The sequence below is a fragment of the Bordetella pertussis 18323 genome (assembly GCF_000306945.1).
GTDB classification, from domain to species: domain Bacteria; phylum Pseudomonadota; class Gammaproteobacteria; order Burkholderiales; family Burkholderiaceae_B; genus Bordetella; species Bordetella pertussis.
In genome coordinates this window covers 522970-548797 of record NC_018518.1, presented here as the reverse complement: position 1 = coordinate 548797, position 25828 = coordinate 522970, and the positions used below count along the sequence as shown (strand labels likewise).

Here is a 25828-nt window from a genome sequence, read left to right as displayed (position 1 = left end):
CCGCGGGCCCGCCCGAATGCGGTGCCCGCGCATGGCGCACGATCGCTCGCGCGCGCCGTTGGCGCGCGGCCACAAATCAGCCCGGGGCCCGCCCGCGCCGTGTCGCAAGCCAGATCCCCAGCGCAATCGGCACGATACCCAGCAGGTCCAGGCGCGAGACCGGCTCGCCCAGCAAGGCCCAGCCGAACAGCAGGCCCAGGGGTGGCATCAGGAAATGCAGGGCGCTGGCCGACGTAGCGCTGGCGCGGCCGAGGATCAGGAACCACAGGTAGTAACCACCCATCGACACCGCCACGACCATGTAGGCCATGCTGCCGACCAGGCCCACCGTCAGGCGCACGTCCGCCACGCTTTCCAGGCTCAGCGCCACTGGCAGCAGCGCCAGCCCGCCTGCCAGCGACTGCACGCCGGTTGCCGTCCACAGGCCGGCGGCTGGCGCCATGCGCTTGTACAGCACGTTCCGGCGACCAGCGCGAGCAGCGCGCCGCCGGCCAGCAGGGTGCCGTGCAGGTCTTCGTGCATGCCGGACAGGCGCGAACGCAACACCAGCGCCACGCCCAGCAGCCCCAGGCACAGGCCCGCCAGCTTGCGCCAGCCAAGCCGCTCGCCCAGCACCGGTCCGGCCAGAATGCCGATCAACAAGGGATTGGTGCTGATCAGCACCGCCATGAAGGCCGATGACACGGTGGTCAAGCCCGTCCAGCTCAACCCCAGGTAGAGCGCATTGTTGAGCACGCCCAGCAGTGCCAGCACGGCCAGCTCGCGCGGCGCGGGCGGGCGCCATCCCGCGCCCAGGCGCGCCACCGCCAGCAGCAGCACGCCGGCAAGCAGGAAGCGCGCGCTCAGCAACACCAGTGGCGGGCCATCGTGCACGGCGATCTTGGCCGCGGCAAAGGCCGAACTCCACAAGAGGCAGAACACGGCGATGGCGCCCCAGGGCGTGGCCGCGCGGTCCGGCGCGCCGCGCCAGGCGCCTGCCGCTGCCGCGGCCGATGTGGTCTTCATGATGGCTTCCCGTTGCCGGCCGCCAGCGGCGACCTTAGCCTGCATTCTGCGAGCGGCCCGATCCATTGACAAATTCTTTATTTGGATCAAAAGTATTTGAAAAACCGATGCATTTTCCGGAGCGAACCGCCGTGGACCTGGACCTGCTGCACAGCTTTGTTTCCGTCGTCGACGCCGGCGGCTTCACCCGTGCGGGCGAACGCGTGCACCGCACCCAATCGACCGTCAGCCAGCAGATCCGCAAGCTGGAAGACGCGCTGGGATGTGCGCTGTTCATCCGCGAAGGGCGCGGCGTGCGGCTGACCGAGGACGGCGAGCGGCTGCTGGGCTATGCGCGGCGCATGCTGGCGCTTTCCAACGAAATCCGCGAGGTGGTCAGCGGCGAGCGGCGGCTGGAGGTCGTGCGGCTGGGCCTGCCCGACGACCTGGCGGTCACCCGGCTGACGCACATGGTGGCCGACTTCGCCCGCCGGCATCCGCAGGTACGGCTGTCGATGCGCTGCGATCTCAGCGCCAACCTGCACCGGGCCCAGGCCCGCGGCGAACTGGACCTGGTCCTGCTCAAGCGCGAGCCCGGCGCCGGCCCGAGCCGGGCGGCGTGGCCCGAGCGCCTGCACTGGCTGTGCGCGGCCGGCGGCCCCGCCACGCTGCCCGACCCGATTGCCCTGGTCGCGTTCCCGCAGGGCTGCCAGTACCGCAACCGCGCCATCCATGCGCTGGAGAGCGCCGGCCGGCGCTGGCGCATCGCATACGAAAGTCCCAACCTGTCAGGGCTGCAGGCGGCGGTGGAGGGCGGATTGGGCGTGGCCTTGCTGGAGCAGCGCTGTCAGACGCCCGCAATGGCGCGCTGCGACGCCTTGCTGCCGCGCCCGGCGCCCAGCGAGCTGGCGCTGTGCATGAGCGATACGGGCTCGCGGGCGGTGCACGAACTGGCCCGCCTGATCATGGACTTCTGTGGGGACGATAAATTGCGCCAGGCAGCATGAGCCGGCTGGCGCAAGGCGCCGCGTCGCTCAGGCGACGGCGACGAGGGGAATCGGAAAGCCGTTGGCCGCCGGTTGGGGCGTGCCTACGGGCTCGAGCGCCGCGGGCGGGTTGACCGGAACGGCGACCGACCGCACTTCGCACACGCTCGAGGCCCGCCCGCCGGGCAGGTACTCGGTGGCGGTTGCCGCGCAGCAGCCGCAGCACGTGGCCACGCCCAGTTCGAACTGGAGATCGCCCAGCGTAGCCGCGCCCGCGTCCACGCAGGCGCGGACTTGGCGTTCGGTAACGGCATTACATATGCAAATGTACATGAGAACAATTATCGGCAATTATTCTGTCACGCGCAAGCTGCTCCGAGCGGCAAATTTGCAACGAATCCCGCAGCTAACTACCTGAAATCAGGAACAAATTAGGAGGCGTCCTAACGACCCGCGGCGTGGGCCTTGCGCAGCGTCGCTGGCGCAATCCGCAGCGCCTCGCGGTACTTGGCCACCGTGCGGCGGGCAATGACGATGCCCTGGTCGGCCAGGCGCTGCATGATCTGGCTGTCCGACAAGGGCTTGGCGCGATCCTCGTCGGCCACCATCTGGCGGATCACCGCCTGCACCGCGGTGGCCGAGGTGGCGTCTCCGCCATCGGTGGACACGCCCGCGCCAAAGAAGCGCTTGAGCTCCAGCGTACCGAACGGTGTGAGCATGTACTTCTGCGTCGTCGCGCGCGAAATGGTCGATTCGTGCAGATCCAGTTCGCCGGCGATGTCCTTGAGGATCAGCGGCCGCATGGCCGCCGGCCCCTGGGTGAAGAACGCCTGCTGATGCGCCACGATCGCCTGCGCCACGCGCAGGATGGTGTCGAAGCGCTGCTCCACGTTGCGTATCATCCAGCGCGCCTGTTGCAGCTGCGCCTGCAGGCCGGCGTTGCCGCCCTGGCGCTGGCCGCCCAGCACTTGCGCATAGACGGCATTGACATGCAGCCGCGGCACGACGGCGCTGTTGAGCACCGCCTGCCAGCCCTGGCGGGTACGGCGCACGATCACGTCGGGAATGGCGTAATCGGCCGCCGGCACCGCCCAGGCGCGGCCCGGCCGCGGTTCCAGGCGCGGGATCAGCGCATGCGCGGCGCGCACGACCGCCTCGTCGCATTGCACGGCCTCGCGCACGCGGGCCACGTTGCCGGTGGCCAGCAAGGGCAGATGCTGCGCGCAGATGCGCCGCGCACAGGCCAGCACCTCGGCATCGGCCGCCTCGGGCAGGCGCGCCGGATCGGGCTGGCGCAACTGCAGCTGCAGGCATTCGGCCATGTCGCGCGCGCCGATGCCTGCCGGATCGAACGACTGCAGCAATGCCAGCGCCGCGCGCAGCTCGTCCAGGTCGGCCTGCACCTCGGCCGGCAGCCAGGTCAGGATCTCTTCCAGGGGCGAATCCAGGTAGCCGTTCTCGTCCAGTTCGTCGATCAGCAGACCGCACAGCGCCGCATCGCGCGGCGCGGCGCGCGTCAGCGCCAGCTGCCCCAGCAGGTGTTCGCGCAGGGTATCCGGGCGCGCCGCCTGCGGCAGGTCGCTGTCGTCGTCGGGAAGAACGCCGCCCGAACCGGGCATCTCGTCCAGGCGCAGTTCGGTATCCGGCGCCTCGTCGGCCTCGACCGAGGCCTCGCGCTCGGGGTCGGCCTGCTCCTCGCGCGCCGGATCTTCGTCGCGTTCCAGCAACGGATTCTCGGCCAGCGCCTGCGACAGTTCGGCCTCCAGCTCCAGCGACGACAGCTGCAACAGCCGGATCGACTGTTGCAGTTGAGGGGTCAACGTCAAATGTTGACCAGGACGAAGTTCTAGCGCGGGACGAGTCATAGGTACAATATTTTGCATGATGAATCCCACTTCGCCCGAACGCATCCGCCAGGACGGCCGCCTGATCGGCCAGGCCTTGTTGAAACTGGCGCTCCCCCGCCTGATATTCCGGGTCGTGGTGGTCGCCATCGCCGCCGTCATCTGGCTGCTCGTGGCCGCCTGGCTGCTGGCCTTCGGCAAGTCGCTGTCGTTCGAGGGCATGCATGCCCTGGGCCAGCAGGCCGTCGACATGCTGACCCGCGTCAACCCCTACTTCTGGTGGGGCGTGGTGGCGATCTGGTCGCTGATCGTGTTTTTCTCCATACGCGCCTGGCTGGGATCCAGCATCGCCGCCGGCCGCGCCGCCGTGGTCCCCACCGACGTGCTGTCCGACCTGGCGCCGCGGCTCTCGCCGGAGGTCCTGGACGTGCTGCGCTGGGTGTGGGGCGAGCGCGAAGAACCGCTCACCGTGGGCGATCTGCAACGCGCCCACACCGAACTGCGGCATAACCACATCGGCAAGATCGCGCTGGTGCGCGAGCAATCCGGCATCCTGGATGCGCCGGCGCACCGGCCGGGCCCCGACGAGCGCCACTGCGCGGCGCGCCATGCCGAGCCGCGGATTACCGAACCGCGCGCGGTCGAGCCCAGGCTCGCCGAGCCGCATATCGGGCCGGCGCGCTGAGCGCCTGGGCGCATCCCGGACCGGCCTGACGGCGCGCCCTGGCGCGCCGTTTACATTTGCGCTGCGCCGGGAAATGTGTTTGACTATAGGTTATGGCCGCCCAACGCACCTTCCTCGCGATTGCCTACGACCGCTCCAATGCGGCCGTGGCCGGCCTGCGCCTCGCGGTGTCCCCCACCGCCCTATCGCTACTACGCCTACCGATCGGTTGCCGGGCCTAGTGCCCCGTGGTAGCTCGGCAGCCGTACGCTCGCCACACGCGTTTTCCCCCGTTTTATTAAACTGAATCCGGCCGATTTACGGCCAAACTGCCCGCGAAACGACCAACGCAATGCAGTGGGCCAGCCCCATGCGCGGCCGTCACCATGGCCGACGTCATTACCGCTGGCTCTACGGGATTCACAAGAAACCGATCGAGGTGTACTGATGATGCTCGCCAACCCCGCCACCAAATACGTACCGTTCCAACCCTTTGCGCGCGACTTCGCCGAGCGCACCTGGCCCAGCCGCCGCATCACCCAGCCGCCCATCTGGATGAGCACCGACTTGCGCGACGGCAACCAGTCGCTGATCGAGCCCATGAGCGTCGAACGCAAGGTGCGTTTTTTCGAGCAGCTGGTGAAGATCGGCTTCAAGGAAATCGAAGTGGGCTTCCCGTCGGCGTCGCAAACCGACTTCGACTTCGTGCGCAAGCTGATCGATGAAAAGCGCATCCCGGACGACGTCACCATCATCGTCCTGACCCAGTCGCGCGAAGATCTCATCAGCCGCACCGTCGAGGCCGCCGCCGGCGCCAGGCAGGCCATGATCCACCTGTACAACGCCTGCGCTCCGGCTTTCCGCAAGATCGTGTTCAACATGAGCCGCGACGAAATCAAGAACATCGCGGTCACCGGCACGCGCATGGTCAAGCAGTACATGGCGAAGTACCCGCAAACGCAATGGCGCTACGAGTACTCGCCCGAAGTCTTCAGCACCACCGAGCCCGAATTCGCGCTCGACGTCTCCAACGCGGTGGCCGACGAATGGGACGCCACGCCCCAGCGCAAGATGGTGCTCAACCTGCCGGCCACCATCGAGGCGACTTCGCCCAACATGTACGCCGACCAGATCGAGTGGATGCACAAGAACCTCGCGCGCCGCGACAGCATCGTGTTGAGCGTGCACCCGCACAATGACCGCGGCACCGCCGTGGCGGCCGCCGAATTCGCCGTGATGGCCGGCGCCGACCGCATCGAGGGCTGCCTGTTCGGCAGCGGCGAGCGCACCGGCAACGTCGACCTGGTCACGCTGGCGCTCAACCTCTATACGCAGGGCGTGCACCCCGGCCTGGACTTCTCCGACATCGACGAAGTGCGCCGCTGCGCCGAGTACTGCAACCAGTTGCCGGTCCATCCGCGCCATCCGTACGCGGGCGACCTGGTCTTCACGGCATTCTCCGGCTCGCACCAGGACGCCATCAAGAAGGGCTTCGCGCAACAGCAGGCCGACGCTCCCTGGGAAGTGCCTTACCTGCCGATCGACCCTGCCGACCTGGGCCGCAGCTATGACGCCGTCATCCGCGTCAACAGCCAGTCGGGCAAGGGCGGGGTGTCCTACCTGCTCGAACAGGAGCACGGCCTGGTCTTGCCGCGCCGCCTGCAGATCGAATTCAGCCGCGCCATCCAGCGCGTTACCGACGAAACCGGCCGCGAGGTATCCTCGGACGACGTCTACACGATCTTCGACAGCGAATACCTGGCGCAGCAGCAGCCCTGGCAGCTGGTCCGCCACCGTATCGACGGCGATCCGTCGGCCGGCGAGGGCAAGCACTTCAGCATCGAGGCCGAACTCAGCTTCAACGGCGAGCGCCGCATCGTGAAGGGTAGCGGCGACGGCGCGATCTCGGCCTTCGTGGCGGCGCTGGACGTGCCTGTGCGCATCATGGACTACCACGAGCACGCCATCGGCACCGACACCCGCGCCGCCTGCTACGTGGAAGTGCGCGTTGGCGATTCGCCCACCGGCTTCGGCGTAGGCATCGACCGCGACATCGTCACTGCCTCCTTCAAGGCTGTGCTGGGCGCCGTCAACCGCCATCACGTCGCCGCTACGCAAGCCACCGAAACCGAAGCCGTCGCCGCGTAACCCCTCGGGTGCCTGTCCCCGCGGGGACAGGCACCCTTGCCGCAGGAGTCGCTCCCCGTGCGGGGACCGGCACCCGCTACCCCGGCAGCGTCAATCCGCCGCCAGCACGCCATTCATCCAGCGCGCGATCGCCAGCAGGCGCTGGTCGTCGCGAAACCCTCCCACGACCTGCAACCCCACCGGCAAGCCTTGCGGCCCTTGCGCGAACGGCAGGTGCACGCACGGTACGCCGAACAAGGTCCAGGCCCGGCAGAACAGCGGATCGCCGGTAGCGCTGGGCGCCAGCAGCACGTCGTAGCGCTGCAGCCATTCGGCCACTTTCGCGCGCGCCTGCCCCGCCTGCGCCAGGTGGGCCAGGTATTGCTCGGCGGTCAGCGCGGCGCCGGCCTCCAGCATCGCCGCCAGCTTGGTGCTCAGTTGCGATGGGTAGTGGATGCGTTCGAAAGCCAGCGCCTGCGCGGCCTCGTAGGCCATCACATCGCTATGCAGCTGCGCCAGCCCGCAATCCTCGTTGGGCGGCGGCGCCAGTTCCTCCACGACGGCGCCCGCCTGCGAAAGCGCGCGCGCGGCGCGCTCGAACGCTGGACGCGTTTCGGGCAGGGTATGGCGCCATTGCGGGCTGCGGAACATGGCCACGCGCGGGGTGCCGTCATAGCGCAATTCGCGCAGCCGCGCGTCGCGCATCAAGGCCGAGGCCAGCAAGGCCACGTCGTCGACGCTGCGCGCGAACATGCCGACGGTATCGAGCGTTTCGGCCAGCGATTTCAGGCCGGCGCGCGAAATGCGTCCGAAACTGGGCTTGTAGCCCACCACGCCGCAGTACGCGGCCGGCCGTATCACCGAGCCGGCAGTTTGCGTGCCCAGCGCCAGCGGCACCATGTCGTCGGCCACGGCCGCGGCCGACCCGCTGGACGAGCCGCCCGGCGTATAGGCCGTGTTGCGCGGATTGCGCGTGGGGCCGGGGTGGTAGGTGGCGAACTCGGTGGTGGCGGTCTTGCCCAGCACCAACGCGCCCGCGTCGCGGCACAGCGCGACCGCGGCGGCGTCGGCGCGCGGCTGATGCGATTGGTAGATGCCGGACCCATAGGCGGTGGGCAGATCGGCTGTGTCGAACATATCCTTCACGCCCAGCGGCAGGCCGTGCAGCACGCCGCGTATCGGACCACGGTCGAGTTCGCGCGCGGCGGCCAGCACGGCGTCCGGACGCAGCGCGGTCCAGGCCTGGACCTCCGGCTCGCGCTGCTCGATGCGAGCCAGACAGGCCCGCGCCAATTGCTCGGCCGTCAGGTCGCGCCGATTCAGCAGGCGCGCGGCCTCGGACGCGCTGATGCGATTCAGGTTCATCGCTTTCCCCATTCCCCAATGATGTCTTTATGCACGACTCGGATTGCAATATGCGCGGCGCCGCAATATTTGTTTTCGGAACGCGCGCGCCGCGCTTCGAGTGTAGAAGCAACCCGGCGCATGGCGCAAAACTTGCGGCACTGCACGATGCAATGTCGTTGGCGCTTTGGGAAATTTCGACTAAGGTGGCGCCGTGACACATCGTTGTCATGCTGCATGCCTAGAATGAAATCGTTTTCATCGTGACAATTCCTCGCGAGGCACGCTGTGAGCCGCAAGCCGCCAGGCCGACCATCTATCATCGAGATCGCCCGCCACGGTATCGCGCGCCTTCAACCAGCCCGCGCTGCTCAAGCCCGATACGCTCGCGCATATCGAAGCGGTCGCGCAACGCAGCGGCTTTCGGCCCAACCGCGTGGGCCGCAGCCTGCGCGCCGGCCGCTCGCGCACCATCGGCCTGCTGCTGCTCACGCTGACCAACCCGGTATTCGCCGATTGCTTCGAGGGCGCCGAACAGTATGCACGCCGCGCCGGCTACAGCGTCATGATGGCGACGACCAACTACCAGCCCGCGATCGAGGCCGACGCCGTGCAGGCGCTGATCGACCACCAGATCGACGGCCTGATCCTGACCGTCGGCAACCCTGCCCGCAATGCCACGCTGCAAGCCCTCGAACAGGCGCAGGTGCCGCATGTGCTGGCCTATAACGAATCGGGGTCGCACCCTTTTGTGTCGGTCGACAACCGCGCCGCCGCGCGCGACATGGTGCAACGCCTGGCCGATCTGGGACACCGCCGCATCGCGCTGGTGACCGGGCCGCTGGCCGCCTCGGACCGGGCGCGGCGCCGCCTCGAAGGCGCGCGCCGCGGCCCGCACGCTGGGGCTGGAACCTGTGGCGCACCTGGCCATGCCCACGCACACCGCCTCGAACCTGTCCACCCTGCAGCAGGCCGTGCAGGCCGCCCATGCCCCTACCGCGCTGTTCTGCTCCAACGATCTGCTGGCCACGGCCGTCATCGCGCATCTGGTCGAACTGGGCCTGCGCGTGCCGCGCGACATCTCGGTGTGCGGCTTCGACGGCGTGGCGATCGGCGCATTGATGGTGCCCACGCTGTGCACCGTCGCGCAACCGAGCCGCGACATCGGCGCGGCCGCGTGCGCCCGCCTGCTGGCCCACATGGAACAGGGCGTGCCGATCGAATCGGCGCGCCTGCCCTATCGCATCTTCCCTGGCGGCACCGTCGCCGCCGCCCCACGCCCCGAAGAGGAACCCTCACCATGAAACGCATCATCCAGGCCGCGTTGCGCGGCACGCTGCTGGCGTTGGCGATCGGCGCCGGCGCCGCCCAGGCGCAGAACGCCATCTGCTACAACTGTCCGCCCGAATGGGCCGACTGGGCCACCCAGCTCAAGGCCATCAAGGAGGCCACCGGCATTACGGTGCCCGGCGACAACAAGAACTCGGGGCAGGCATTGGCGTCGATCGCCGCCGAAAAGGCCAACCCGGTGGCCGACGTGGTGTACTACGGCGTCACGTTCGGCATCCAGGCCGACAAGGACGGGCTGGTGCAAAGCTACAAGCCGGCGCATTGGGACGCAATCCCCGACGGCATGAAGGATCCCGACGGCAAATGGTTCGCCATCCACTCCGGCACACTGGGCTTCATGGTCAATGTCGACGCCTTGCGCGGCAAGCCGGTGCCCAAGTCGTGGGCCGACCTGCAAAAGCCCGAGTACCGCGGCATGGTGGGCTACCTGGATCCGGCCTCGGCCTTCGTCGGCTATGTCGGCGCCGTGGCGCTGAACCGCGCGCTGGGCGGCACGCTGGACAACTTCGATCCCGCCATCGACTGGTTCAAGAAGATGCGCGCCAACCGGCCCATCGTGCCCAAGCAGACCGCCTATGCGCGCGTGCTGTCGGGCGAAATCCCGATCCTGATCGACTATGACTTCAACGCCTATCGCGCCAAGTACAAGGACGAGGCCAACGTCGACTTCGTCATCCCGGCCGAAGGAACCATCGCCGTCCCGTACGTGATGAGCCTGGTGGCTAACGCGCCGCATGCGGACAACGGCCGCAAGGTGCTGGATTTCACGCTGTCCGAACGCGGACAGGCCATCTGGGCCAATGCCTTCCTGCGCCCGGTCCGTGCCGAGGCGATCTCGGCCGAGGCGCAGAAGAAGTTCCTGCCCGCCAGCGAATACGCGCGCGCCGGTACGGTGGACTACGTGAAGATGTCGGTGGCCCAGCGCGGCTTCTCCGAACGCTACGCCAAAGAGGTGAATTGATATGCAGCGCCGCGGATGGCTGTTGTTCGCTGCGCCGGCCGCGGCGCTGTTCCTGGCCTTCTGGCTGCTGCCCATGGCCAGCCTGGTGCTGACCGGCGCCACCGTCGAGGAAGGCCACTCGGCGTATTACATCGTGGTCACCAGCCCGCAGTACTGGCGCAGCCTGTTCAATACCGTGGCGCTGTCGCTGGTCGCCACGCTGGCCACGCTGGCCACGCTGGCCACGCTGTTGCTGTCGCTGCCGATCGGCCGCTTCCTGGCCTGGCACCGCGAGTTCCCCGGACGCCGCGCGCTGGTCGCGCTGCTGATGTTCCCGCTGGCGTTTCCCGGCGTGGTGGTGGGTTTCCTGATCATCCTGCTGGCCGGCCGCCAGGGCGTCATCGGCTCGCTGACCGAATGGATGACCGGCGAGCCCATGGTGTTCGCCTACGGCATGGGCGGGCTGTTCCTGGGCTACCTGTATTTTTCGCTGCCGCGCACCATCGGCATGATTTCCGCGGCGGCGCAGCAGATCGACGTCAGCCTGCTGGAGGCGGCCCGCACGCTGGGCGCGCGGCCGTGGCGCCGCTTCGTCGATATCGAGCTGCCCGCGCTCACGCCCGCGCTGCTGGGCGCCGGCGCCATGAGCTTCGCCACCAGCATGGGGCCTTCGGCACGGCGTTCACGCTGGCCACGCAGATCGACGTGCTGCCTTTGACGATCTATAACGAATTCACCAACTACGCCAATATTCCGGTGGCGGCGGCGCTGTCCATCGTGCTGGGCCTGGCAACCTGGGCGGTGCTGTATGCCGCGCACAGCCTGGCCGGCGCGCGCGCCGGCGCGGGCGCTTGAGGGAGGCCGGCATGTCCGCGATGTATTCCAAGACCGACGCCCGCCTGGGCCTGACCGTCACGCTGGCGGTGGCCGCGTTCCTGATCGGCCCGGTGGTGCTGTCCGTGCTGGCCGGCCTGACGCGCAACTACTTCGTGGGCCTGGAAAGCGGCCTGACCCTGCGCTGGGTGATCGAAGTCTGGGATCTGTACGCCGATACGATCTGGCGCTCGTTCGCCGTGGCGCTGCTGACCCTGTTGGTCTGTACGCTGACCGGGGTGCCGGCGGCCTGGGTCCTGACGCTGCACCACGGCCGGATGGCGCGCGCGCTCGAGGAACTGCTGACCCTGCCGGTGGCCGTGCCGGGGCTGGCCTCGGCGCTGGCGCTGATCGTGTCCTGGGGCACGGTCAGCGGCCTGCGCGGCAGCATCTGGTTCATCGTGATCGGCCACGTGCTTTTCACGCTGCCCTTCATGGTGCGGGCCACCCGCGCCAGCATGGCCGGCGCCGATCTCGCCACGCTGGACGAGGCAGCCGCCACGCTCGGCGCGTCGCGGCTGCGCCGCTTCCTGACCGTGGTCGTGCCCAACGCGGCGCCGGGTATCGTGACCGGCGCGCTGACCGTGCTGACGCTGTCGATCGGCGAATTCAATCTCACCTGGCTGTTGCACACGCCGTTGACCAAGACGCTGCCGGTCGGCCTGGCCGACAGCTATGCGTCCATGCGGCTGGAGATCGCCTCGGCTTATACCCTGGTGTTCCTGCTGATGCTGATGCCGCTGCTGGTCGGCCTGCAATGGCTGGCCGCCCGCGGCGAACGCAATGCCGCCAATGCTCCCATTACCAACGAGAAGACCGCAACATGAGCGCCTCTGTATCGATCACGCTGGAAAACTGCGCCAAGACCTGGCCGGGCGGCTCGCGCGCGCTGCAGGCGCTGGACCTGCACATTCCGGGCGGCGAGATTCTCGCACTGCTGGGGCCCTCGGGCTGTGGCAAGACCACGCTGCTGCGGCTGATCTGCGGCCTGGAGCAGCCCGACGCCGGCACCCGCATCCTCTATGGCGACGAAGACGTCACCGCGCTCGCCCCGGAAGCGCGGGGAGTTGGCGTGGTGTTCCAGAGCTATGCGCTGTTTCCCAACATGACGGTGGCCGACAACGTCGGCTATGGCCTACGCGTACGCGGCATGGCCGAGGCGGCGCGCACGGCGCGCGTGCGGCAGATGCTGGAACTGGTACAGCTGCAGGCCCTGGCCGGACGCCGCATCTCGCAGCTTTCCGGCGGCCAGCGCCAGCGCGTGGCGCTGGCGCGCGCGCTGGCCATCGAGCCGCGCGTGCTGCTGCTGGACGAACCCCTGACCGCGCTGGATGCCAAGCTGCGCGAGCACCTGCGCGTCGAACTGGCGCAGATGCTGCGCGGCCTGGACATCACCACCATCATCGTTACGCATGACCAGGACGAGGCCATGATGCTGGGCGATCGCATCGCGGTCATGTCGGCGGGCCGGCTGGAACAGATCGGCCATGCCGAAACGCTGTACCGCGAGCCCGCCACCGAATTCGTCGGCGAGTTCCTGGGCACGCTGTGCCGCGTCCGCGCGGCCACGCGCGACGGCCTGCTGGTTGCCGGCGACGAACCGCTGGCATTCCGCCCGCATCACGCCCGCCTGCAGGCGCCGTGCGACGGAGCGCTGCACGCTCGCGTGCTGGCCCGCTTCTTCCTGGGCGGCTCGGTACGCTACGAAATCGGCCTCGACGACGGCTAGGTGTGAAGATTCAATAGGTTGTATGCATGGTTCATCCGAACCGGATTTGAGAAACTGGAAATCGCCAACCCCCCAGTTCACTCAAGGAGCCCGGCCGGATGAACACCCATAAGCATGCCCGATTGACCTTCCTACGTCGACTCGAAATGGTCCAGCAATTGATCGCCCATCAAGTTTGTGTGCCTGAAGCGGCCCGCGCCTATGGGGTCACCGCGCCGACTGTGCGCAAATGGCTGGGCCGCTTCCTGGCTCAGGGCCAGGCGGGCTTGGCCGATGCGTCCTCGCGCCCGACGGTCTCGCCCCGAGCGATTGCGCCGGCCAAGGCGCTGGCTATCGTGGAGCTGCGCCGCAAGCGGCTGACCCAAGCGCGCATCGCCCAGGCGCTGGGCGTGTCAGCCAGCACCGTCAGCCGCGTCCTGGCCCGCGCCGGTCTGTCGCACCTGGCCGACCTGGAGCCGGCCGAGCCGGTGGTGCGCTACGAGCATCAGGCCCCCGGCGATCTGCTGCACATCGACATCAAGAAGCTGGGACGTATCCAGCGCCCTGGCCACCGGGTCACGGGCAACCGACGCGATACCGTTGAGGGGGCCGGCTGGGACTTCGTCTTCGTGGCCATCGATGACCACGCCCGCGTGGCCTTCACCGACATCCACCCCGACGAGCGCTTCCCCAGCGCCGTCCAGTTCCTCAAGGACGCAGTGGCCTACTACCAGCGCCTGGGCGTGACCATCCAGCGCTTGCTCACCGACAATGGCTCGGCCTTTCGCAGCCGCGCCTTCGCCGCGCTGTGCCATGAGCTGGGCATCAAGCACCGCTTTACCCGACCTTACCGCCCACAGACCAATGGCAAGGCCGAACGCTTCATCCAGTCGGCCTTGCGTGAGTGGGCTTACGCTCACACCTACCAGAACTCCCAACACCGAGCCGATGCCATGAAATCCTGGCTACACCACTACAACTGGCATCGACCCCACCAAGGCATCGGGCGCGCTGTACCCATCTCCAGACTCAACCTGGACGAATACAACCTATTGACAGTTCACAGCTAGGCCGCGCCCGAAGGCGTGGCCTTGGTGAAGAACAGATCGGTGATCAACGCGTTGTCGATGGTCTCGCCGCTGAGCGTGCGGGCCAGCAGCTCGGCGCCCAGCAGCTGCAGCGAGAACACCATGTCGGGCTGTACCCGGCGGATCTTGGCCAGGTGCATGGCGGTATTGGCCACCGCCACCGTCTTGGTGTCCGGGCCGGCCACTTCCTTGGCGGCCAGCACGATGAAGGCGTTGTCGGCGTCGTCGTCGCGCAGCGCCAGCACATAGCGCGCATGGGCGGCGCCGGCCTCGGCCAGCACGGCGGTGTTGGAGGGATCGCCGGTCACCAGGTCGGCATCCTCCGGATAATTGTGCGCGATGCCCGGGGCGACCACGACGGTGACGTTGTTGCCGCGTTCGCGCATGCCGGCGTAGACGCTTTGCGCCAGCGGCGTGGCGCCGGCGATGATGATGTGATGTTTGCGCATGGCGTGGGATATCCGTCCTCGGACCAGCCGTTTGAGATTGCCGCCGATCACCGGCCCGGCGATGGCGCTGATCGACGTGGCGAACACCGTGATGCCCAGGATGATGATCGAGGCCGCGAACAGCCGCGCGGCGGTCGTCTGCGGAGTGATATCGCCATAGCCCACGGTGGACATCGACACGATGGAGAAATAGAACGCGGTGGCGGGGCTCTCGACCTTGGGCGAGAACTCGGCGCCCAGGTAGAGCGTGCCGAACACGGCGTAGATCAGCAGCGACGTGATGCTGATCACGGCGAACAGGCTGCCGGCCGCCAGGCTGGCGCGATCGAAGCGGCGCCAGAAGCACACCAGCGCCGCGATCAGCACGCCCGTGTAGGCCAGCAGCAGGCCATGCCCGCCGTCCCACCCGGCCACCACGCCGATGGCGCCCAGCAACACCAGCGAGAAAGCCCAGGCGATACGCGCCTTGAGCACCAGCCCGGCCGCCATCAGCAGCAGGCCGGCGCCGAGGATGACGCGCGGGATCTGCAGCAGCCCGACGGCGTCCATCGCATCGCGCCAGCTGTCGAACGACAGCCAGTAGTCCATGGGGTAATCGACCGCGCGCCCGAGCACGGGGCGCACGAACAGATAGCCGTCGATGGCAACCAGCGCCGCCAGCCACCAATTGGGCGGGAAGTAGCGGCCGATGCGGCGCAGGAAATTGCGCAGTCTGATCATGGGGCAAGCGCTCGCGGACGAAACAGCGCGGCCAGTGTAGCGTAGCGCCGCGCCGCCGTGCGCCCCCCTGGCGTGCGTCCGACATGGCCAGGCGGCGCAGGGCGCCGCGCGTGGCCGGACCTCAAGGCAGCGGCACGCCGGGCGAGCCGGCCGAGCGCGTACCGGGCAGCGGGTGGCAGCTGGCCGGATGGTAGGTGTGCACCAGCGACAGTTTGACCGTATCGGTGGCGTTCTGGCGCGCCGCATGCAAGGTGCGGCAATGGAAGAACACCACGTCGCCCGCCTGCAGTTCCGGGCAGACGGCCCGGCCTATCCATTCCTGGTTCTGCGGCAGGTCGTCGCGGAAGAACTTCCGTGCGTCGTACTGTTCGGGCATGAACGACGCCGTGTGCGAACCGGGCACGAAATACAGCCCGCCGTTGTCGGCCCGCTCGTCGCCCAGCGCCAGCCAACAGGACACCAGGTCGTCGTCGCTGAATGACCAGTAACGGATATCCTGGTGCCAGCCGGTCAGGCTGCCGAAGGCCGGATGCTTGGTCATGATGCAGTTGTGGTGCACCGTGGAAAGCACCGGCGTGTCCTGGAAATAGGCGCGCAGGAAGGCGCCGATGGCCGCCTGCGTGGCCCAGTCGCGAAAACGCTGGTCGCGCCCGTAGGCGTCGAGCAGCCGGCGTACCGTCTGGCCGCCGGCGGCCAGGCGCGAGCTGGGCGCGCCCGGGTATTTGAGATCGGCCTCGTACTCGACCGGGTCCACGGTCTGCGCCAGGTGTTGCAAGGCCAATTCCCGCAGCGCCTGGCGCACCGGCGGGGAAGCAAAATTGCGCACGACCGCGAAACCCTGCTCACGCAGCGTAGCGACCTGCTGTGCGACCAATGCGGCGGACATCCCGAACCTCTTGACTGGCAGATTGGATGCGCGCGGCTCAACCCTTGGCCGCGCGCCCTGCAAGCATACTCCTTTGCCGGGCGCCGTCAGGCCGCCGGTTCCTCGCCCTCGGGGTTCAGGATCGACTGGTCGCGCTCGCGCTCGACATTGCGCACCCACTCGCGCCAGATCGCCACCAGCAGCGCCATCAGCACCGGGCCGACGAACAGCCCGACAATGCCCATGGTCTTGACGCCGCCGACCAGCCCGAAGAAGGTCGGCAGGAACGGCAGCTTGACCGGCCCGCCCACCAGGCGGGGCCGCAGAGTCTTGTCGACGATGAACAGTTCGACCGTGCCCCAGACGAACAGGCCGATGCCGGCCACCAGGTGGCCCGAGCCGACCAGGTACAGCGACACCAGCGTGAACGACAGCGGCGCGCCGCCCGGCACCAGCGCCATGAACCCGGTGATGACCCCCAGCAGCACCGGCGAGGGCACGCCGGCCACCCAATAGGCCAGGCCGAGCACGACGCCCTCGCCCAGGGCGATCAGGCACATGCCCGTCACGGTGGAGCTGACCGTGGCCGGCACCACGCGCGAGAAGCGCTGCCAGCGCGCCGGCAGGACGCGCTCGCCCAGGATGTCGAGCTGGCCCACCATGCGGGTGCCGTCCTTGTAGACGAAGAACAGGGTGATCAGCATGAACAGCACGGTCAGCAGCAGCTGGAAGGCATTGCCCGTGGCCGACAGCACCATGCGGTAGATGTTGCCCAGGTGCTCGCCGCTGACGATCTCGACCAGGGCGCCCAGGGCGTGGGGCTCACCCAGGTAGGTGCGCCAGTACTCGGCCAGGCGCTCTCCCACCATGGGCAGCGACATGATCCAGGCCGGCACGTCCACGCCGTGCTTGTTGGCCGCCAGCGCCCAGGCGAAGAAGTTGCCGGCCTCCTTGATGGCGTACGACAGCGCCAGCGACAGCGGCACCACCAGGATCACGATGACGGCCACCAGGGCCAGGGTGGCGGCCAGCGTGGTGCGCCCGCCGAATGCGCGCACCAGGCGCTGGAACAGGGGCCAGGTCGCCAGGCCGATGATCAGCGCCGCCAACGCCGGCACCAGGAAGCCGCTGAGGAAATAGATGCCGGCCAGCAAGACCAGCAACAGCAGCCAGCGGGCGATCAGGAAGGCGGGCAGTACGGGTTGATGCATAGGCGAAAGCGGTCTCTCTGCATGGATTCGGGGCGAACCCTGGGAATATACAGAGTTTTACGGCCCTGACCGCAAGCTGAATTATCCGGGGCGTCCCTGTTACAGATGCGCGGGCGCGCCCGGGTCGCAGGGCGCCTGTCTCCGCAGGGGTCCGGTGCCTGTCCCCGTGGGGACAGATACCGTCTTGGCAGTCAACCGTTCATGGCGTAATTGGGCTGGTAGGGGATGCGGTTTTTGAGGACCCCGAAGCACAGATGCACCAGTTTTCTCATGGCCGCGCCCAGCGCGGCCTTTTTGCTTTTTCCTGCTTTGAGCAGGCGCTGGTAAAGGGCGCGGATGTGGGGGTTGTGGCGGGTCCCAACCAGGGCCGCCATGTATAACGTGGCGCGCACCTGGGAGGGGCCGGCTTTGGACAGGCGTGCGCAGCTGTTCAGACTGCTGCCGGATTGGCGCTGCACAGGGACCACCCCGAGATAGGCGGCCAGGCTCTGGGCGGAGTCGATATGCCGATTGTGCATGACGGCCAGGATGGCGTTGCCGGCCTGAGGCCCGATGGCGGGGATGGAGTTCAGCAGCTCGCAGTCTTGCTTGAGGTCGGGGTGGTTGTCGATGTGCTGATCGATCGCCCGCTCGATTTGTTTGATCTGTTCGCGCAAGAACGCGATGGCCTTGTCGATGGAACCATCGACCAAGGGCGCCGAGGGGCTGAACTGGCTCTTCTCTTTGCGATTGAGCTCACGCAACAGATCCTTGCTCAGCGCCTCGCGTCGCGTCAACAAGGCGCGCAGTTGACGCGCATGCAAGGGCGCCGGGTGCCACAGCGCCGGGCTCAGCGTCTGTCCATAGCGAGCCAGCACGTAGCTGTCGAGCGCATCATTTTTGGAGCGCAGCGCCAAGGCCTTGGCAAAGTCCCGGGCCTGGGCGGGATTGACCAAAGAGACCCGGACCTGGGGCAGCGCCGTGGCCGCTTGCTCGTGATACAGACCCGTAGGCTCCAGGATGGCGTGCAACTGCGCCGGCTGTGCGCCGTGTTTGGCGCACCACGCCAGCAGGGCTTGTACGCCCGCGGCGGTGTTGACCACCACCTTGGTCTTACGCTTGTCAGCCTCAGCCGTCAGCAACGTGCAATCCAGCTTGGCCTTTGATACATCAATACCTATGAAAACATGGACTTGGCCTCCTGCAGATAACAAACTGCTGTCAGCCACTGCGCCCACTTGCCTTGTACATACAGGGTCCTCGCCCTACGATACCGTCCAGTGTCTCGCCGGCCCAGCAGTGCGCTGCCGAGCCGCTATCTGTCCCACAAAGTCCTCGCTTTGGGCACCAACTCGCGGTCATCGGCGCGCGGTGGTGATAGCTAATCACCACCGGAGGAAAGATACAAGGCACCGGAGGAGTTTGCCGGAGCCAGTCCCTCTGCACGGCAGGCACGGAAGTTTGCCGGTGCCAGTCCCCATCCGGGGACAGGCTCCCGTAAAATCGGTTTATGTCTTCTGCCCGTTTCGAATCCAAGATCCTGTCGCGCGCCGAGCTGGTTGCCGCGGTGGCCGCTGGCCGTCTGCCGCGTCCGCTGGTGTTCACCAATGGCGTGTTCGATATCCTGCACCGTGGCCACGTCACTTATCTGGACCAGGCCGCCCAGCTGGGCGCGACCCTGGTGGTGGCGGTCAATACGGATGAGTCCGTGCGGCGCCTGGGCAAGGGCAGCGACAGGCCGCTCAATCAGGTGCAAGACCGCGCCGCGCTGCTGGCGGCCCTGGGCTGCGTCGACGCGGTGACTTCTTTTCACGAGGACACGCCGCAGGAACTCATCGGCGAGCTGCGTCCCGACCTGATCGTCAAGGGCGGCGACTACGATATGGACACCCTGCCGGAGACGGCCCTGGTCAAGAGCTGGGGCGGCCGCGCGGTGGCGATTCCGTTCGATTTCGAGCGCTCCACCACCGCGCTGCTGGGCAAGATCCGCCAGGGCTGAGCGCCTGCGGGCGCGCCGGTTCAGTTGCGCGGCAGCCGCAGCAGGCGATTGACCGCGTCCAGGTCGGCCTCGGAGAGGATGCCGCTTACCGCTTTCAGGCGCAGGCTGTCGAGCAGGGCGCCGTAGCGCGCCTGCGCCAGGTCGCGCTGGGTGGCGTACAGCTGCTGCTGTGCGTTGAGCACGTCCAGGTTGATGCGCACCCCCAGCTCGTAGCCGGTCTGGTTGGCCTGGACGGCGGCCCGGCTGGATTTCTCGCCCGCCTCCAGCGCGCGCACGCGCGCCAATCCGGTCAGGACACCGTTGTAGTACAGGCGCGCCGATTGCACGGCCTGGCGCCGCGCGTCCTCGAAGTCGTGGCGGGCCTTTTGTTCCAGTTGGACTTTTTCTGTTACCTGGGAGGAGATGCCGCCGCCGGCATACAGCGGGATGGACAATGTCACGCCGACGGTGTTCTCGATCGGGCGGCCCGGCCCGGTGCCCTGCAATACGCCGTCGGTCGCGCTGCCGCTGCTGGCGCGCAGGTTGAGGGTGGGCATGTGGCCGCTGCGGGCGATCTGGATCTCGTGGCTGGCGATGCGGGTTTGCAGCTGCGCGCGCAGCACGTCCAGCCCCGAGGCCTCGGCCTGGGTGGACCAGTCGTTCAGGCGCGCTGGCTGCGGCGCCGGCAGCGGTATGCCGGGCGGCAGTTCGGCCAGCGCGCCGGGCGCCTCGCCCATGATGCGCGACAGCGCGTCGCGCTGGGTCTGCAGGTCGTTCTGTTGCCGCAGCTCCTCGGCCACGACCAGGTCGTAGCGCGCCTGGGCTTCGTAGGTGTTGGTGATGGTCGCGTTGCCCAGTTCGAACGTGCGCTTGGCGGCGGCCAGCTGTTCGGCGACGGCGGCTTTCTCGGCCTCGGTGGCCGCCAGCGCGTCCTGGGCGGTGAGGATGCCGAAATAGGCATTGGCCACGCGCAGCATCAGGTCCTGGAAGGCCTGCTGCAACTGCACTTCGACGTCGGCCACGACCAGCTTGGATTGCTCGAAGCGCTGCCAGCGCGACCAGTCGAACAGTGGCTGGGTCAGGACCAGGTCCCAGGTGCCGCGTCCGCCGCTGTGCGAGACGCCCAGGCCGTGGGTGGTGCGGCTTTCGTTATACAGGCCGCCGGCTTCGCCCGACAGGGCCGGCAGCAGCCCGGCGCGGGCTTGCGGCAGTTTTTCCTGGCCCGCCCGGTAGGCGGCGCGCGCCGCGGCGAATTGCGGATCGTTGGACAGGCCGGCCCGCCAGGCCTGCATCAGGTCCTGCGCGCTGGCGTTCGCGGCGCAGGCCAAGGTAAGCAACGCCGCAACCCGCCCGATACGCATGGTTCAGAATTTGAACTGGGATACGGTGGTGCCGCGCAGCGGCTTGATGACGGTCTCGAACAGCGAGACGGTCTCGAAGCTGGCGGCCGTGGTGCGCGTGATGCGGTAGGCGGTCATGATGGGCGCCTGTCCGACGATGACGACCAGCCGGCCGCCCACGCGCAACTGGTATTTCAGCGCGTCGGGCACCACCGGCACCGAACCGGTGACCAGGATCGCGTCGTATTCGGTCGAGCCCCAGCCATTGCGGCCGTCGCCCGTTTCGACCTTGACGTCGGCCACATTGTTCACCTGCAGGTTCTGCTGGGCGAAGGTGGCCAGGCGGCTGTCGATTTCGACCGTGGTCACCTGTTGCGCCAGGTAGGCCAGCAGGGCGGCCTGGTAGCCCGAGCCGGTGCCGATCTCCAGCACACAGTCGGTCGGCTGCAGCAGCAGTTCCTGGGCCAGGCGCGCCTCGATCTTGGGGGCCAGCATGTTCTGGCGCGTGTTGACCGCGTTGATTTCAAGCGGGATTTCGAGGTCGGAGAAGGCCAGGGCGCGTAGCGCCGGCGGCACGAACAATTCCCGGCGTACGGCGAACAGGGCGTCCAGCACCTTGGGGTCCAGCACGTCCCAGGGGCGGATTTGCTGTTCCACCATGTTGAATCGGGCTTGTTCTACGTCGGGCAGGGTCGAAGCATTCATGACGGAAAATCGGAAACCAATATAGAGGAGTCAACAGGCCATTGTACCGATTCGGACGGCACTACCACCAAGCATGGAAATGGTGCACCGGCCCGTGGCCGCTGCCGACCTGCAGGCGGTCGGCCTGCCGGATGGCTTCGGTCAGGTAGGCCTTGGCCCGGCGGGCAGCCTCGGGCACGTCCGGGCACTGCGGCAGCAGGGCCGCCAGGGCGGCCGACAGGGTGCAGCCTGTGCCGTGCGTATTGGGCGTTTCGATGCGATGGCCCGGCAGTTCGATCATGCGGTCGCCGTCGTGCAGCAGGTCTATGGTTTCGTTGCCGGGCAGGTGGCCGCCCTTGACCATGACCCAGCGCTGGCCTGCGTGGGTCATGCGGTTGCGCAGCCGTTCGGCGACGCGGCGCATTTCCTTCAGGGTCTCGACCGGCCGTTCGTCCAGCAGCACGCCGGCCTCGGGCAGGTTGGGCGTGAGCAGCGTGGCCAGCGGCAGCAGCGTCTCGCGCAGCGCGCCTACGGCGCGGCGCTCCAGCAGCAGGTCGCCGCTCTTGGCCACCATGACCGGGTCGAGCACGATGTGCCCCGGCTGCCAGCGAGCCAGCTTTTCGGCCACCACCAGGGTGACGGCTTCCTGGCCCAGCATGCCCAGCTTGACGGCGTCGATGGGCACATCGGCGAACAGCGTGTCGATCTGCAGGCCGACGAACTCGGCCGGCACCGGCGAGATGCCGATCACGCCCTGGGTGTTCTGCGCGGTCATGGCTGCGATGACCGCGCAGCCGTAGGCGCTCAGGGCGCTCATGGCCTTGACGTCGGCCAGCACGCCGGCGCCGCCGGACGGATCGACGCCGGCGATGCTCAGCGCGTTGGGGATCCGGCGCTCGCCACGGGGCGTCGCCGAAGAGGCAGGGTGGTTCATTTGGCTGCGGCGATCAGGCCTTCGGTGGGCGAGCTGGGGGCCGCGCTGTACAGCTTGCGCGGCACGCGGCCGGCCAGGTAGGCCTCGCGGCCGCCCTCGACCGCCTTGCGCATCGCGCTGGCCATCAGGATCGGATCGCGCGCGCCGGCGATGGCGGTGTTCATGAGCACGCCGTCGCAGCCCAGCTCCATGGCGATGGCGGCGTCCGAGGCGGTGCCCACGCCGGCGTCGACCAGCACCGGCACGCTGCTCTGATCGATGATCAGGCGTAGGTTCCAGGGGTTCAGGATGCCCATGCCCGAGCCGATCAGCGAGGCCAGCGGCATCACCGCGACCGCGCCCAGGTCTTCCAACATGCGGCACTGGATCGGGTCGTCGGTGCAATACACCATGACCTTGAAGCCTTCGTCGACCAGCGTCTTGGTGGCTTTCAGGGTTTCCGGCATGTTGGGAAACAGGTTCTGCGGGTCGCCCAGCACCTCCAGCTTGACCAGGTCATGGCCGTCGAGCAGTTCGCGCGCCAGGCGCAGCGTGCGCACCGCATCGTCGGCGCTGTAGCAGCCGGCGGTGTTGGGCAGCAGCGTGAACTGCGACGGCGGCACGAAGTCGAGCAGGCTCGGCTCATCCGGGTTCTGGCCGATATTGGTGCGGCGGATGGCGACGGTGACGATCTGGGTGCCGCTGGCGTCCAGCGCGGCGCGCGTCTGCGCGAAATCCTGGTATTTGCCGGTGCCGACCAGCAGGCGCGATTGGTAGCTGCGGCCGGCGATGGTGAGGGTATCTTCAGTGGTCATGGCGATGCTTCGGTAGGCGCAACGCGCAGGCGCGCGTGCGCAAGAGTGTTTGCGGCGGTAGGGCCAATGATAAAGCACGCCGGGGCTGGCCGGCGGCGCGGGCTCAGCCGCGCGCCTCGTCCAGGCGCGCGCACAGCTGCTCGGCGGCGTCGATCAGGCGGCCGGTGGGGCGGTACAGGCTGTCGGCGTCGATGCCATAGACATGGCCGCGCAGGGCGGCCGGCACGCCGGCGGTCTGCCAGGCCCGCAGGGTGGCGGCCGCGTCGGCGGTCCCGGTCACGCCGGCCACGATGGCGTCCGGGCGCGCGGCCAGCACGCCTTCCAGGGTGACCTGGGGCGCCAGGATGGGGGCCTGGCCGTAGACGTTCACCCCGCCGCACAGGCGCAGCACGTCGCCGACGATGCTGTGGTCGTTGAGCGTGAACAGCGGATCGGTGCCCGCCTGCACGAATACCCGCACCGGCGCCTTGCCGGCATAGCGCGCGGCCAGGGCCGCCAGGCGCGCGCGCAGGGCGGCCGCGCCGGCGTCGGCCTGCGCTTCGGTGCCGAACAGGCGTCCCAGTTGCTCGATGGCGGCCGGGATATCGGCCAGGGTGCGCGGGTCGCTGTAGTACAGCGCCGCGCCCAGCCGGGCCGCGATCGGGGCCAGCGGCGCGCCGGCGGCGGGTTGCCAGCCGATCAGCAGGTCGGGGCGCAGGACGGCGATGCGTTCGGGGTCGGGCTGCATGGCGTCGCCTACGCTGGGCAACTGGCGCGCCGCGGGCGGGTAGTCGGTGCCGCGCACCGCGCCGACCAGCCGGTCGCCGGCGCCGGCCGCGTAGACCAGTTCCGCGGCGTGCGGCGCCAGCGCGATGGCGCGGCGCGCCGGCTGGGCCAGCTCGACAGTGCGCCGCTGGTCGTCGACCACCCGCACGGGCGCCGCGCCGGCCGCGCCCGACGCGGCCAGCGCGGCCACGGTCAGAGCGATCAGGCGCAGGGCGAGGCGGGCGGCGGACATGGCGGGCCTGCCTACATGCGCCACGACGGGTTGACGAAGGCGTTCGAGCCGGCCGTGTTGTAGCCGTCGGCCAAGGTGTAGCGCTGGCCGAGCACGTTGTTCCAGCGCACCTGCACCTGCATGTTGCGGCTCAGGTCGTAGGCCGCGGTCAGGTTGACCAGGCCGTAGCCGCCCAGGCGCTTTTCCTCGGGGAAGCCGTAGTCGTAGCGCTCGTCCGAGGCGTACCACTCGGCGCCCACCAGCAGGCGGTCGAAGCGATGGTCGATGCCGGCGCGCAGCACCGTGCGGGCGCGGCGCAGCAATTGCTTGCCGGTGTCTTCGTTGCGCGGGTTGCTCAGGTCCAGGCTGGCGCGCAGGCGCGTGTTGCCGAAGCGGTGCGCGCCGCTGATGGTGAAGCCTTGCAGGCGGGCGCGCCCGACGTTCTCGACCGTGCTGAAGTCCTCGGTCACCTGGATCAGGTTCTTGATGCGGGTCTGGTAATACACCACGCCCAGTTCGCTGTCCTCGTCCTGGTATTTCAGGCCGATCTCGGCGTTGCGCGACTCTTCCGGCTTGAGGTCGGGGTTGCCGCGATAGCCGAACGCGCTGGTCGGCGTGTACAGATCGTTGAACGACGGCGCCCGAAAGCCCGTGTTGGCGGCCACGGTGGCGCGCAGGTTGGGCGTCAGGTCGAACCCGTAGGCCAGGCCGCCGGTGGTGTGGCTGCCGAACTGCGAGTTGTTGTCGTTGCGCAGGCTGGCCTGCACATGGTGGCGGCCGAAATCGCCCAGGTAGACGCCGGTGTACGAGTTCACGTGGCGGCGCGTCTCGGTGTAGTTGCCGATGCCGGTGGCGGTGCTCATCTGGCCGTCGGCGCGCTGGTCCAGGTGCTCGTAGGCCAGCGTCAGCGTCTGGCCGGCGGCCAGGGTGAAGTCGTTCTGCCACAGGTACTGCATCTGGCGGGTCCGGAAGCGCGTGTTGTTGTCTTCGAACATGCCTTCGGCGCGCGAATCGTTCTTGTCTTCCACATAGCCGGCGCGCAGCGTGCTCTTCCAGTAGCGGGTCAGGCGGTTTTCGCTGGCCAGCGAATAGGCCTGCAGGTCCTGGATGTAGCGGTCGTTGTAGTCGTACGAGGCCGAGGCGTCGTAGCCGCCGTTGATGCGGCTGCGGTAGACCTGCGCCACCACTTTCTGCTCGGGCCGCCATTCGTAGCCCAGCGTGCCGGTGGCGTAGTTCTGGTAGTAGCTGTCCTTGTCCGGGTTGTACGAGAACGAGCGGCGGTTGGTGGCGTTGAAGCCATGGCTCTGGCCATAGCCGGTGGACAGGCTGTAGCTGAAGCCGTCGGCCGCGCCCGAGACGCCGGCGTCGTAGCGGCTGGTGCCGTAGGTGCCGTAACCGGCGTTGGCATAGGCCGACAGCGCCTTGTCGCCCGGCTCGCGGGTAATGATGTTGATCACGCCGCCGATCGCGTCGGCCCCGTACAGGCTGCTGGCCGCGCCACGCATGATCTCGATGCGTTCGATGGCTTCCGGCGGCAGCGCGTTGAGCGCAATGCCGCCGCCGTTGGCGTTGTTGATGCGCTGGCCGTTGAGCAGGACCAGGGTCTGGTTGCTGTTGGCGCCGCGCATGAACAGGCTGGTGACGCTTTGCGGGCCGCCGCTGTCGGCGAATTCGATGCCGTGCTGCTGCGCCAGCACTTCGGCCAGGCTGGACTGGCCGGCGCGCGCCAGCGTATCGCGCTCGATCACGCTGGCGTCGGCCAGCACATTCTTGAGCAGCTGGGGCGATCGCGCGGCGGTGACGACGACCGGATCGAGTTCGGGGATGGGTTGGCCGGCGGCGGCGCCGGCCTGGGCGTGGCCGGCCAACGGAGCGACACAGGCCAGGACACCGGCGCAGCGCCGGAGTGAGCGGGATTTCATAACGGATGGTTCTCAGTGTGACGCGCGACCCCGCACGTCGTTCACGAAAATGAGCATGGCCGCGGGCG

General features: G+C 68.2%; 21 protein-coding genes and 3 pseudogenes. 10 read left to right on the top strand and 14 right to left on the bottom strand.

Annotated features, from left to right (window positions below; genetic code table 11):
• Positions 1–76 precede the first annotated feature (76 nt).
• A pseudogene (locus BN118_RS02625) lies at positions 77–1005 on the bottom strand (DMT family transporter).
• A gap of 107 nt (positions 1006–1112) precedes the next feature.
• On the opposite strand from BN118_RS02625, the gene BN118_RS02620 reads away from it, so the two are divergent.
• Positions 1113–1991, top strand: coding sequence for a LysR substrate-binding domain-containing protein (locus BN118_RS02620; protein ID WP_010929512.1), 879 nt, complete (start codon positions 1113–1115; stop codon positions 1989–1991).
• A gap of 27 nt (positions 1992–2018) precedes the next feature.
• On the opposite strand, the gene BN118_RS02615 is transcribed toward BN118_RS02620, so the two are convergent.
• Positions 2019–2321 carry a (2Fe-2S)-binding protein gene (locus BN118_RS02615; RefSeq protein ID WP_003815905.1) on the bottom strand — a complete coding sequence of 101 codons (303 nt, stop codon included), beginning with the start codon at positions 2319–2321 and terminating at the stop codon, positions 2019–2021.
• 92 nt (positions 2322–2413) lie between these two features.
• Entirely contained in the window at positions 2414–3835 is a 1422-nt protein-coding gene (gene rpoN, locus BN118_RS02610) for an RNA polymerase factor sigma-54 (protein ID WP_014905489.1), read from the bottom strand.
• 16 nt (positions 3836–3851) lie between these two features.
• Between rpoN and BN118_RS02605 the strand changes: the two genes are divergently transcribed.
• Positions 3852–4499: a hypothetical protein gene (locus tag BN118_RS02605; protein ID WP_010929640.1), complete on the top strand. Its 648-nt coding sequence runs from the start codon at positions 3852–3854 to the stop codon at positions 4497–4499.
• 426 nt (positions 4500–4925) lie between these two features.
• Positions 4926–6626 (top strand): 2-isopropylmalate synthase, encoded by a 1701-nt coding sequence (leuA, locus tag BN118_RS02600; RefSeq protein WP_010929639.1) that lies wholly within the window; start codon positions 4926–4928, stop codon positions 6624–6626.
• Positions 6627–6716: 90 nt separating this feature from the next.
• Here the strand turns inward: leuA and BN118_RS02595 are convergent, their stop codons facing one another.
• On the bottom strand, positions 6717–7970 hold the full coding sequence (locus BN118_RS02595; protein ID WP_010929638.1) for an amidase: 1254 nt from the start codon (positions 7968–7970) through the stop codon (positions 6717–6719).
• Positions 7971–8237: 267 nt separating this feature from the next.
• On the opposite strand from BN118_RS02595, the pseudogene BN118_RS21160 reads away from it, so the two are divergent.
• The 6 genes and pseudogenes from BN118_RS21160 to BN118_RS02560 all read left to right on the top strand — a co-directional run bounded on the left by BN118_RS21160 (position 8238) and on the right by BN118_RS02560 (position 13890).
• Positions 8238–9253: pseudogene (locus BN118_RS21160) on the top strand (substrate-binding domain-containing protein).
• Positions 9250–10260 carry an ABC transporter substrate-binding protein gene (locus tag BN118_RS02580; protein WP_010929637.1) on the top strand — a complete coding sequence of 337 codons (1011 nt, stop codon included), beginning with the start codon at positions 9250–9252 and terminating at the stop codon, positions 10258–10260. The pseudogene BN118_RS21160 and the gene BN118_RS02580 overlap by 4 nt, the downstream one beginning before the upstream one ends.
• A 1-nt stretch (position 10261) precedes the next feature.
• Positions 10262–11094, top strand: a pseudogene (locus BN118_RS02575) (ABC transporter permease).
• A gap of 11 nt (positions 11095–11105) precedes the next feature.
• The gene (locus BN118_RS02570; RefSeq protein ID WP_003815918.1) at positions 11106–11939 is read left to right on the top strand and encodes an ABC transporter permease; all 834 of its coding nucleotides are present in this window, start codon (positions 11106–11108) and stop codon (positions 11937–11939) included.
• Positions 11936–12841 carry an ABC transporter ATP-binding protein gene (locus tag BN118_RS02565; protein WP_014905488.1) on the top strand — a complete coding sequence of 302 codons (906 nt, stop codon included), beginning with the start codon at positions 11936–11938 and terminating at the stop codon, positions 12839–12841. Before BN118_RS02570 ends, BN118_RS02565 begins: the two co-directional genes overlap by 4 nt.
• A 98-nt stretch (positions 12842–12939) precedes the next feature.
• Entirely contained in the window at positions 12940–13890 is a 951-nt protein-coding gene (locus BN118_RS02560; protein WP_005012067.1) for an IS481-like element IS481 family transposase, read from the top strand.
• On the opposite strand, the gene kch is transcribed toward BN118_RS02560, so the two are convergent.
• The 4 genes from kch to BN118_RS02540 form a co-directional block, all read right to left on the bottom strand.
• A complete protein-coding gene (kch, locus tag BN118_RS02555) occupies positions 13887–15077 on the bottom strand; it encodes a voltage-gated potassium channel protein (RefSeq protein ID WP_010931563.1) in 1191 nt (396 codons plus the stop codon). The two genes, BN118_RS02560 and kch, sit on opposite strands and share 4 nt — an antisense overlap.
• A 121-nt stretch (positions 15078–15198) precedes the next feature.
• Complete coding sequence (locus tag BN118_RS02550) at positions 15199–15963, bottom strand: phytanoyl-CoA dioxygenase family protein (protein WP_010931562.1); 765 nt, start codon at positions 15961–15963, stop codon at positions 15199–15201.
• A gap of 86 nt (positions 15964–16049) precedes the next feature.
• Positions 16050–17153 (bottom strand): AI-2E family transporter, encoded by a 1104-nt coding sequence (locus BN118_RS02545; RefSeq protein WP_003807735.1) that lies wholly within the window; start codon positions 17151–17153, stop codon positions 16050–16052.
• Between the two features lie 191 nt (positions 17154–17344).
• Positions 17345–18361: an IS110-like element IS1663 family transposase gene (locus tag BN118_RS02540; RefSeq protein ID WP_010930525.1), complete on the bottom strand. Its 1017-nt coding sequence runs from the start codon at positions 18359–18361 to the stop codon at positions 17345–17347.
• Between the two features lie 281 nt (positions 18362–18642).
• Here BN118_RS02540 and rfaE2 point away from each other — a divergent pair, with 281 nt between their 5' ends.
• Positions 18643–19131, top strand: coding sequence for a D-glycero-beta-D-manno-heptose 1-phosphate adenylyltransferase (rfaE2, locus tag BN118_RS02535; RefSeq protein ID WP_003815102.1), 489 nt, complete (start codon positions 18643–18645; stop codon positions 19129–19131).
• 20 nt (positions 19132–19151) lie between these two features.
• On the opposite strand, the gene BN118_RS02530 is transcribed toward rfaE2, so the two are convergent.
• The 6 genes from BN118_RS02530 to BN118_RS02505 all read right to left on the bottom strand — a co-directional run bounded on the left by BN118_RS02530 (position 19152) and on the right by BN118_RS02505 (position 25760).
• Positions 19152–20471: a TolC family outer membrane protein gene (locus BN118_RS02530; protein WP_014905487.1), complete on the bottom strand. Its 1320-nt coding sequence runs from the start codon at positions 20469–20471 to the stop codon at positions 19152–19154.
• 3 nt (positions 20472–20474) lie between these two features.
• Positions 20475–21155 (bottom strand): protein-L-isoaspartate O-methyltransferase family protein, encoded by a 681-nt coding sequence (locus tag BN118_RS02525; RefSeq protein WP_003817656.1) that lies wholly within the window; start codon positions 21153–21155, stop codon positions 20475–20477.
• A 61-nt stretch (positions 21156–21216) separates the two neighbouring features.
• On the bottom strand, positions 21217–22068 hold the full coding sequence (thiD, locus tag BN118_RS02520) for a bifunctional hydroxymethylpyrimidine kinase/phosphomethylpyrimidine kinase (protein ID WP_010931560.1): 852 nt from the start codon (positions 22066–22068) through the stop codon (positions 21217–21219).
• Positions 22065–22862 (bottom strand): thiazole synthase, encoded by a 798-nt coding sequence (locus BN118_RS02515; RefSeq protein ID WP_010931559.1) that lies wholly within the window; start codon positions 22860–22862, stop codon positions 22065–22067. The genes thiD and BN118_RS02515 overlap by 4 nt, the downstream gene beginning before the upstream one ends.
• A 103-nt stretch (positions 22863–22965) precedes the next feature.
• Positions 22966–23859, bottom strand: coding sequence for a cobalamin-binding protein (locus BN118_RS02510; protein ID WP_010931558.1), 894 nt, complete (start codon positions 23857–23859; stop codon positions 22966–22968).
• 11 nt (positions 23860–23870) lie between these two features.
• Entirely contained in the window at positions 23871–25760 is a 1890-nt protein-coding gene (locus tag BN118_RS02505) for a TonB-dependent receptor domain-containing protein (protein ID WP_010931557.1), read from the bottom strand.
• Positions 25761–25828: the final 68 nt, after the last annotated feature.

Coding starts and splice junctions, on each gene's coding strand:
- kch (WP_010931563.1), bottom strand. CDS start 15,077: ATGATCAGACTGCGCAATTTCCTGCGCCGCATCGGCCGCTACTTCCCG.
- BN118_RS02505 (WP_010931557.1), bottom strand. CDS start 25,760: ATGAAATCCCGCTCACTCCGGCGCTGCGCCGGTGTCCTGGCCTGTGTC.
- BN118_RS02565 (WP_014905488.1), top strand. CDS start 11,936: ATGAGCGCCTCTGTATCGATCACGCTGGAAAACTGCGCCAAGACCTGG.
- BN118_RS02595 (WP_010929638.1), bottom strand. CDS start 7,970: ATGAACCTGAATCGCATCAGCGCGTCCGAGGCCGCGCGCCTGCTGAAT.
- rpoN (WP_014905489.1), bottom strand. CDS start 3,835: ATGACTCGTCCCGCGCTAGAACTTCGTCCTGGTCAACATTTGACGTTG.
- BN118_RS02510 (WP_010931558.1), bottom strand. CDS start 23,859: ATGTCCGCCGCCCGCCTCGCCCTGCGCCTGATCGCTCTGACCGTGGCC.
- BN118_RS02530 (WP_014905487.1), bottom strand. CDS start 20,471: ATGCGTATCGGGCGGGTTGCGGCGTTGCTTACCTTGGCCTGCGCCGCG.
- BN118_RS02620 (WP_010929512.1), top strand. CDS start 1,113: ATGCATTTTCCGGAGCGAACCGCCGTGGACCTGGACCTGCTGCACAGC.
- thiD (WP_010931560.1), bottom strand. CDS start 22,068: ATGAACCACCCTGCCTCTTCGGCGACGCCCCGTGGCGAGCGCCGGATC.
- BN118_RS02525 (WP_003817656.1), bottom strand. CDS start 21,155: ATGAATGCTTCGACCCTGCCCGACGTAGAACAAGCCCGATTCAACATG.
- BN118_RS02580 (WP_010929637.1), top strand. CDS start 9,250: ATGAAACGCATCATCCAGGCCGCGTTGCGCGGCACGCTGCTGGCGTTG.
- BN118_RS02570 (WP_003815918.1), top strand. CDS start 11,106: ATGTCCGCGATGTATTCCAAGACCGACGCCCGCCTGGGCCTGACCGTC.
- BN118_RS02545 (WP_003807735.1), bottom strand. CDS start 17,153: ATGCATCAACCCGTACTGCCCGCCTTCCTGATCGCCCGCTGGCTGCTG.
- BN118_RS02515 (WP_010931559.1), bottom strand. CDS start 22,862: ATGACCACTGAAGATACCCTCACCATCGCCGGCCGCAGCTACCAATCG.
- BN118_RS02560 (WP_005012067.1), top strand. CDS start 12,940: ATGAACACCCATAAGCATGCCCGATTGACCTTCCTACGTCGACTCGAA.
- rfaE2 (WP_003815102.1), top strand. CDS start 18,643: ATGTCTTCTGCCCGTTTCGAATCCAAGATCCTGTCGCGCGCCGAGCTG.
- leuA (WP_010929639.1), top strand. CDS start 4,926: ATGATGCTCGCCAACCCCGCCACCAAATACGTACCGTTCCAACCCTTT.
- BN118_RS02605 (WP_010929640.1), top strand. CDS start 3,852: ATGATGAATCCCACTTCGCCCGAACGCATCCGCCAGGACGGCCGCCTG.
- BN118_RS02550 (WP_010931562.1), bottom strand. CDS start 15,963: ATGTCCGCCGCATTGGTCGCACAGCAGGTCGCTACGCTGCGTGAGCAG.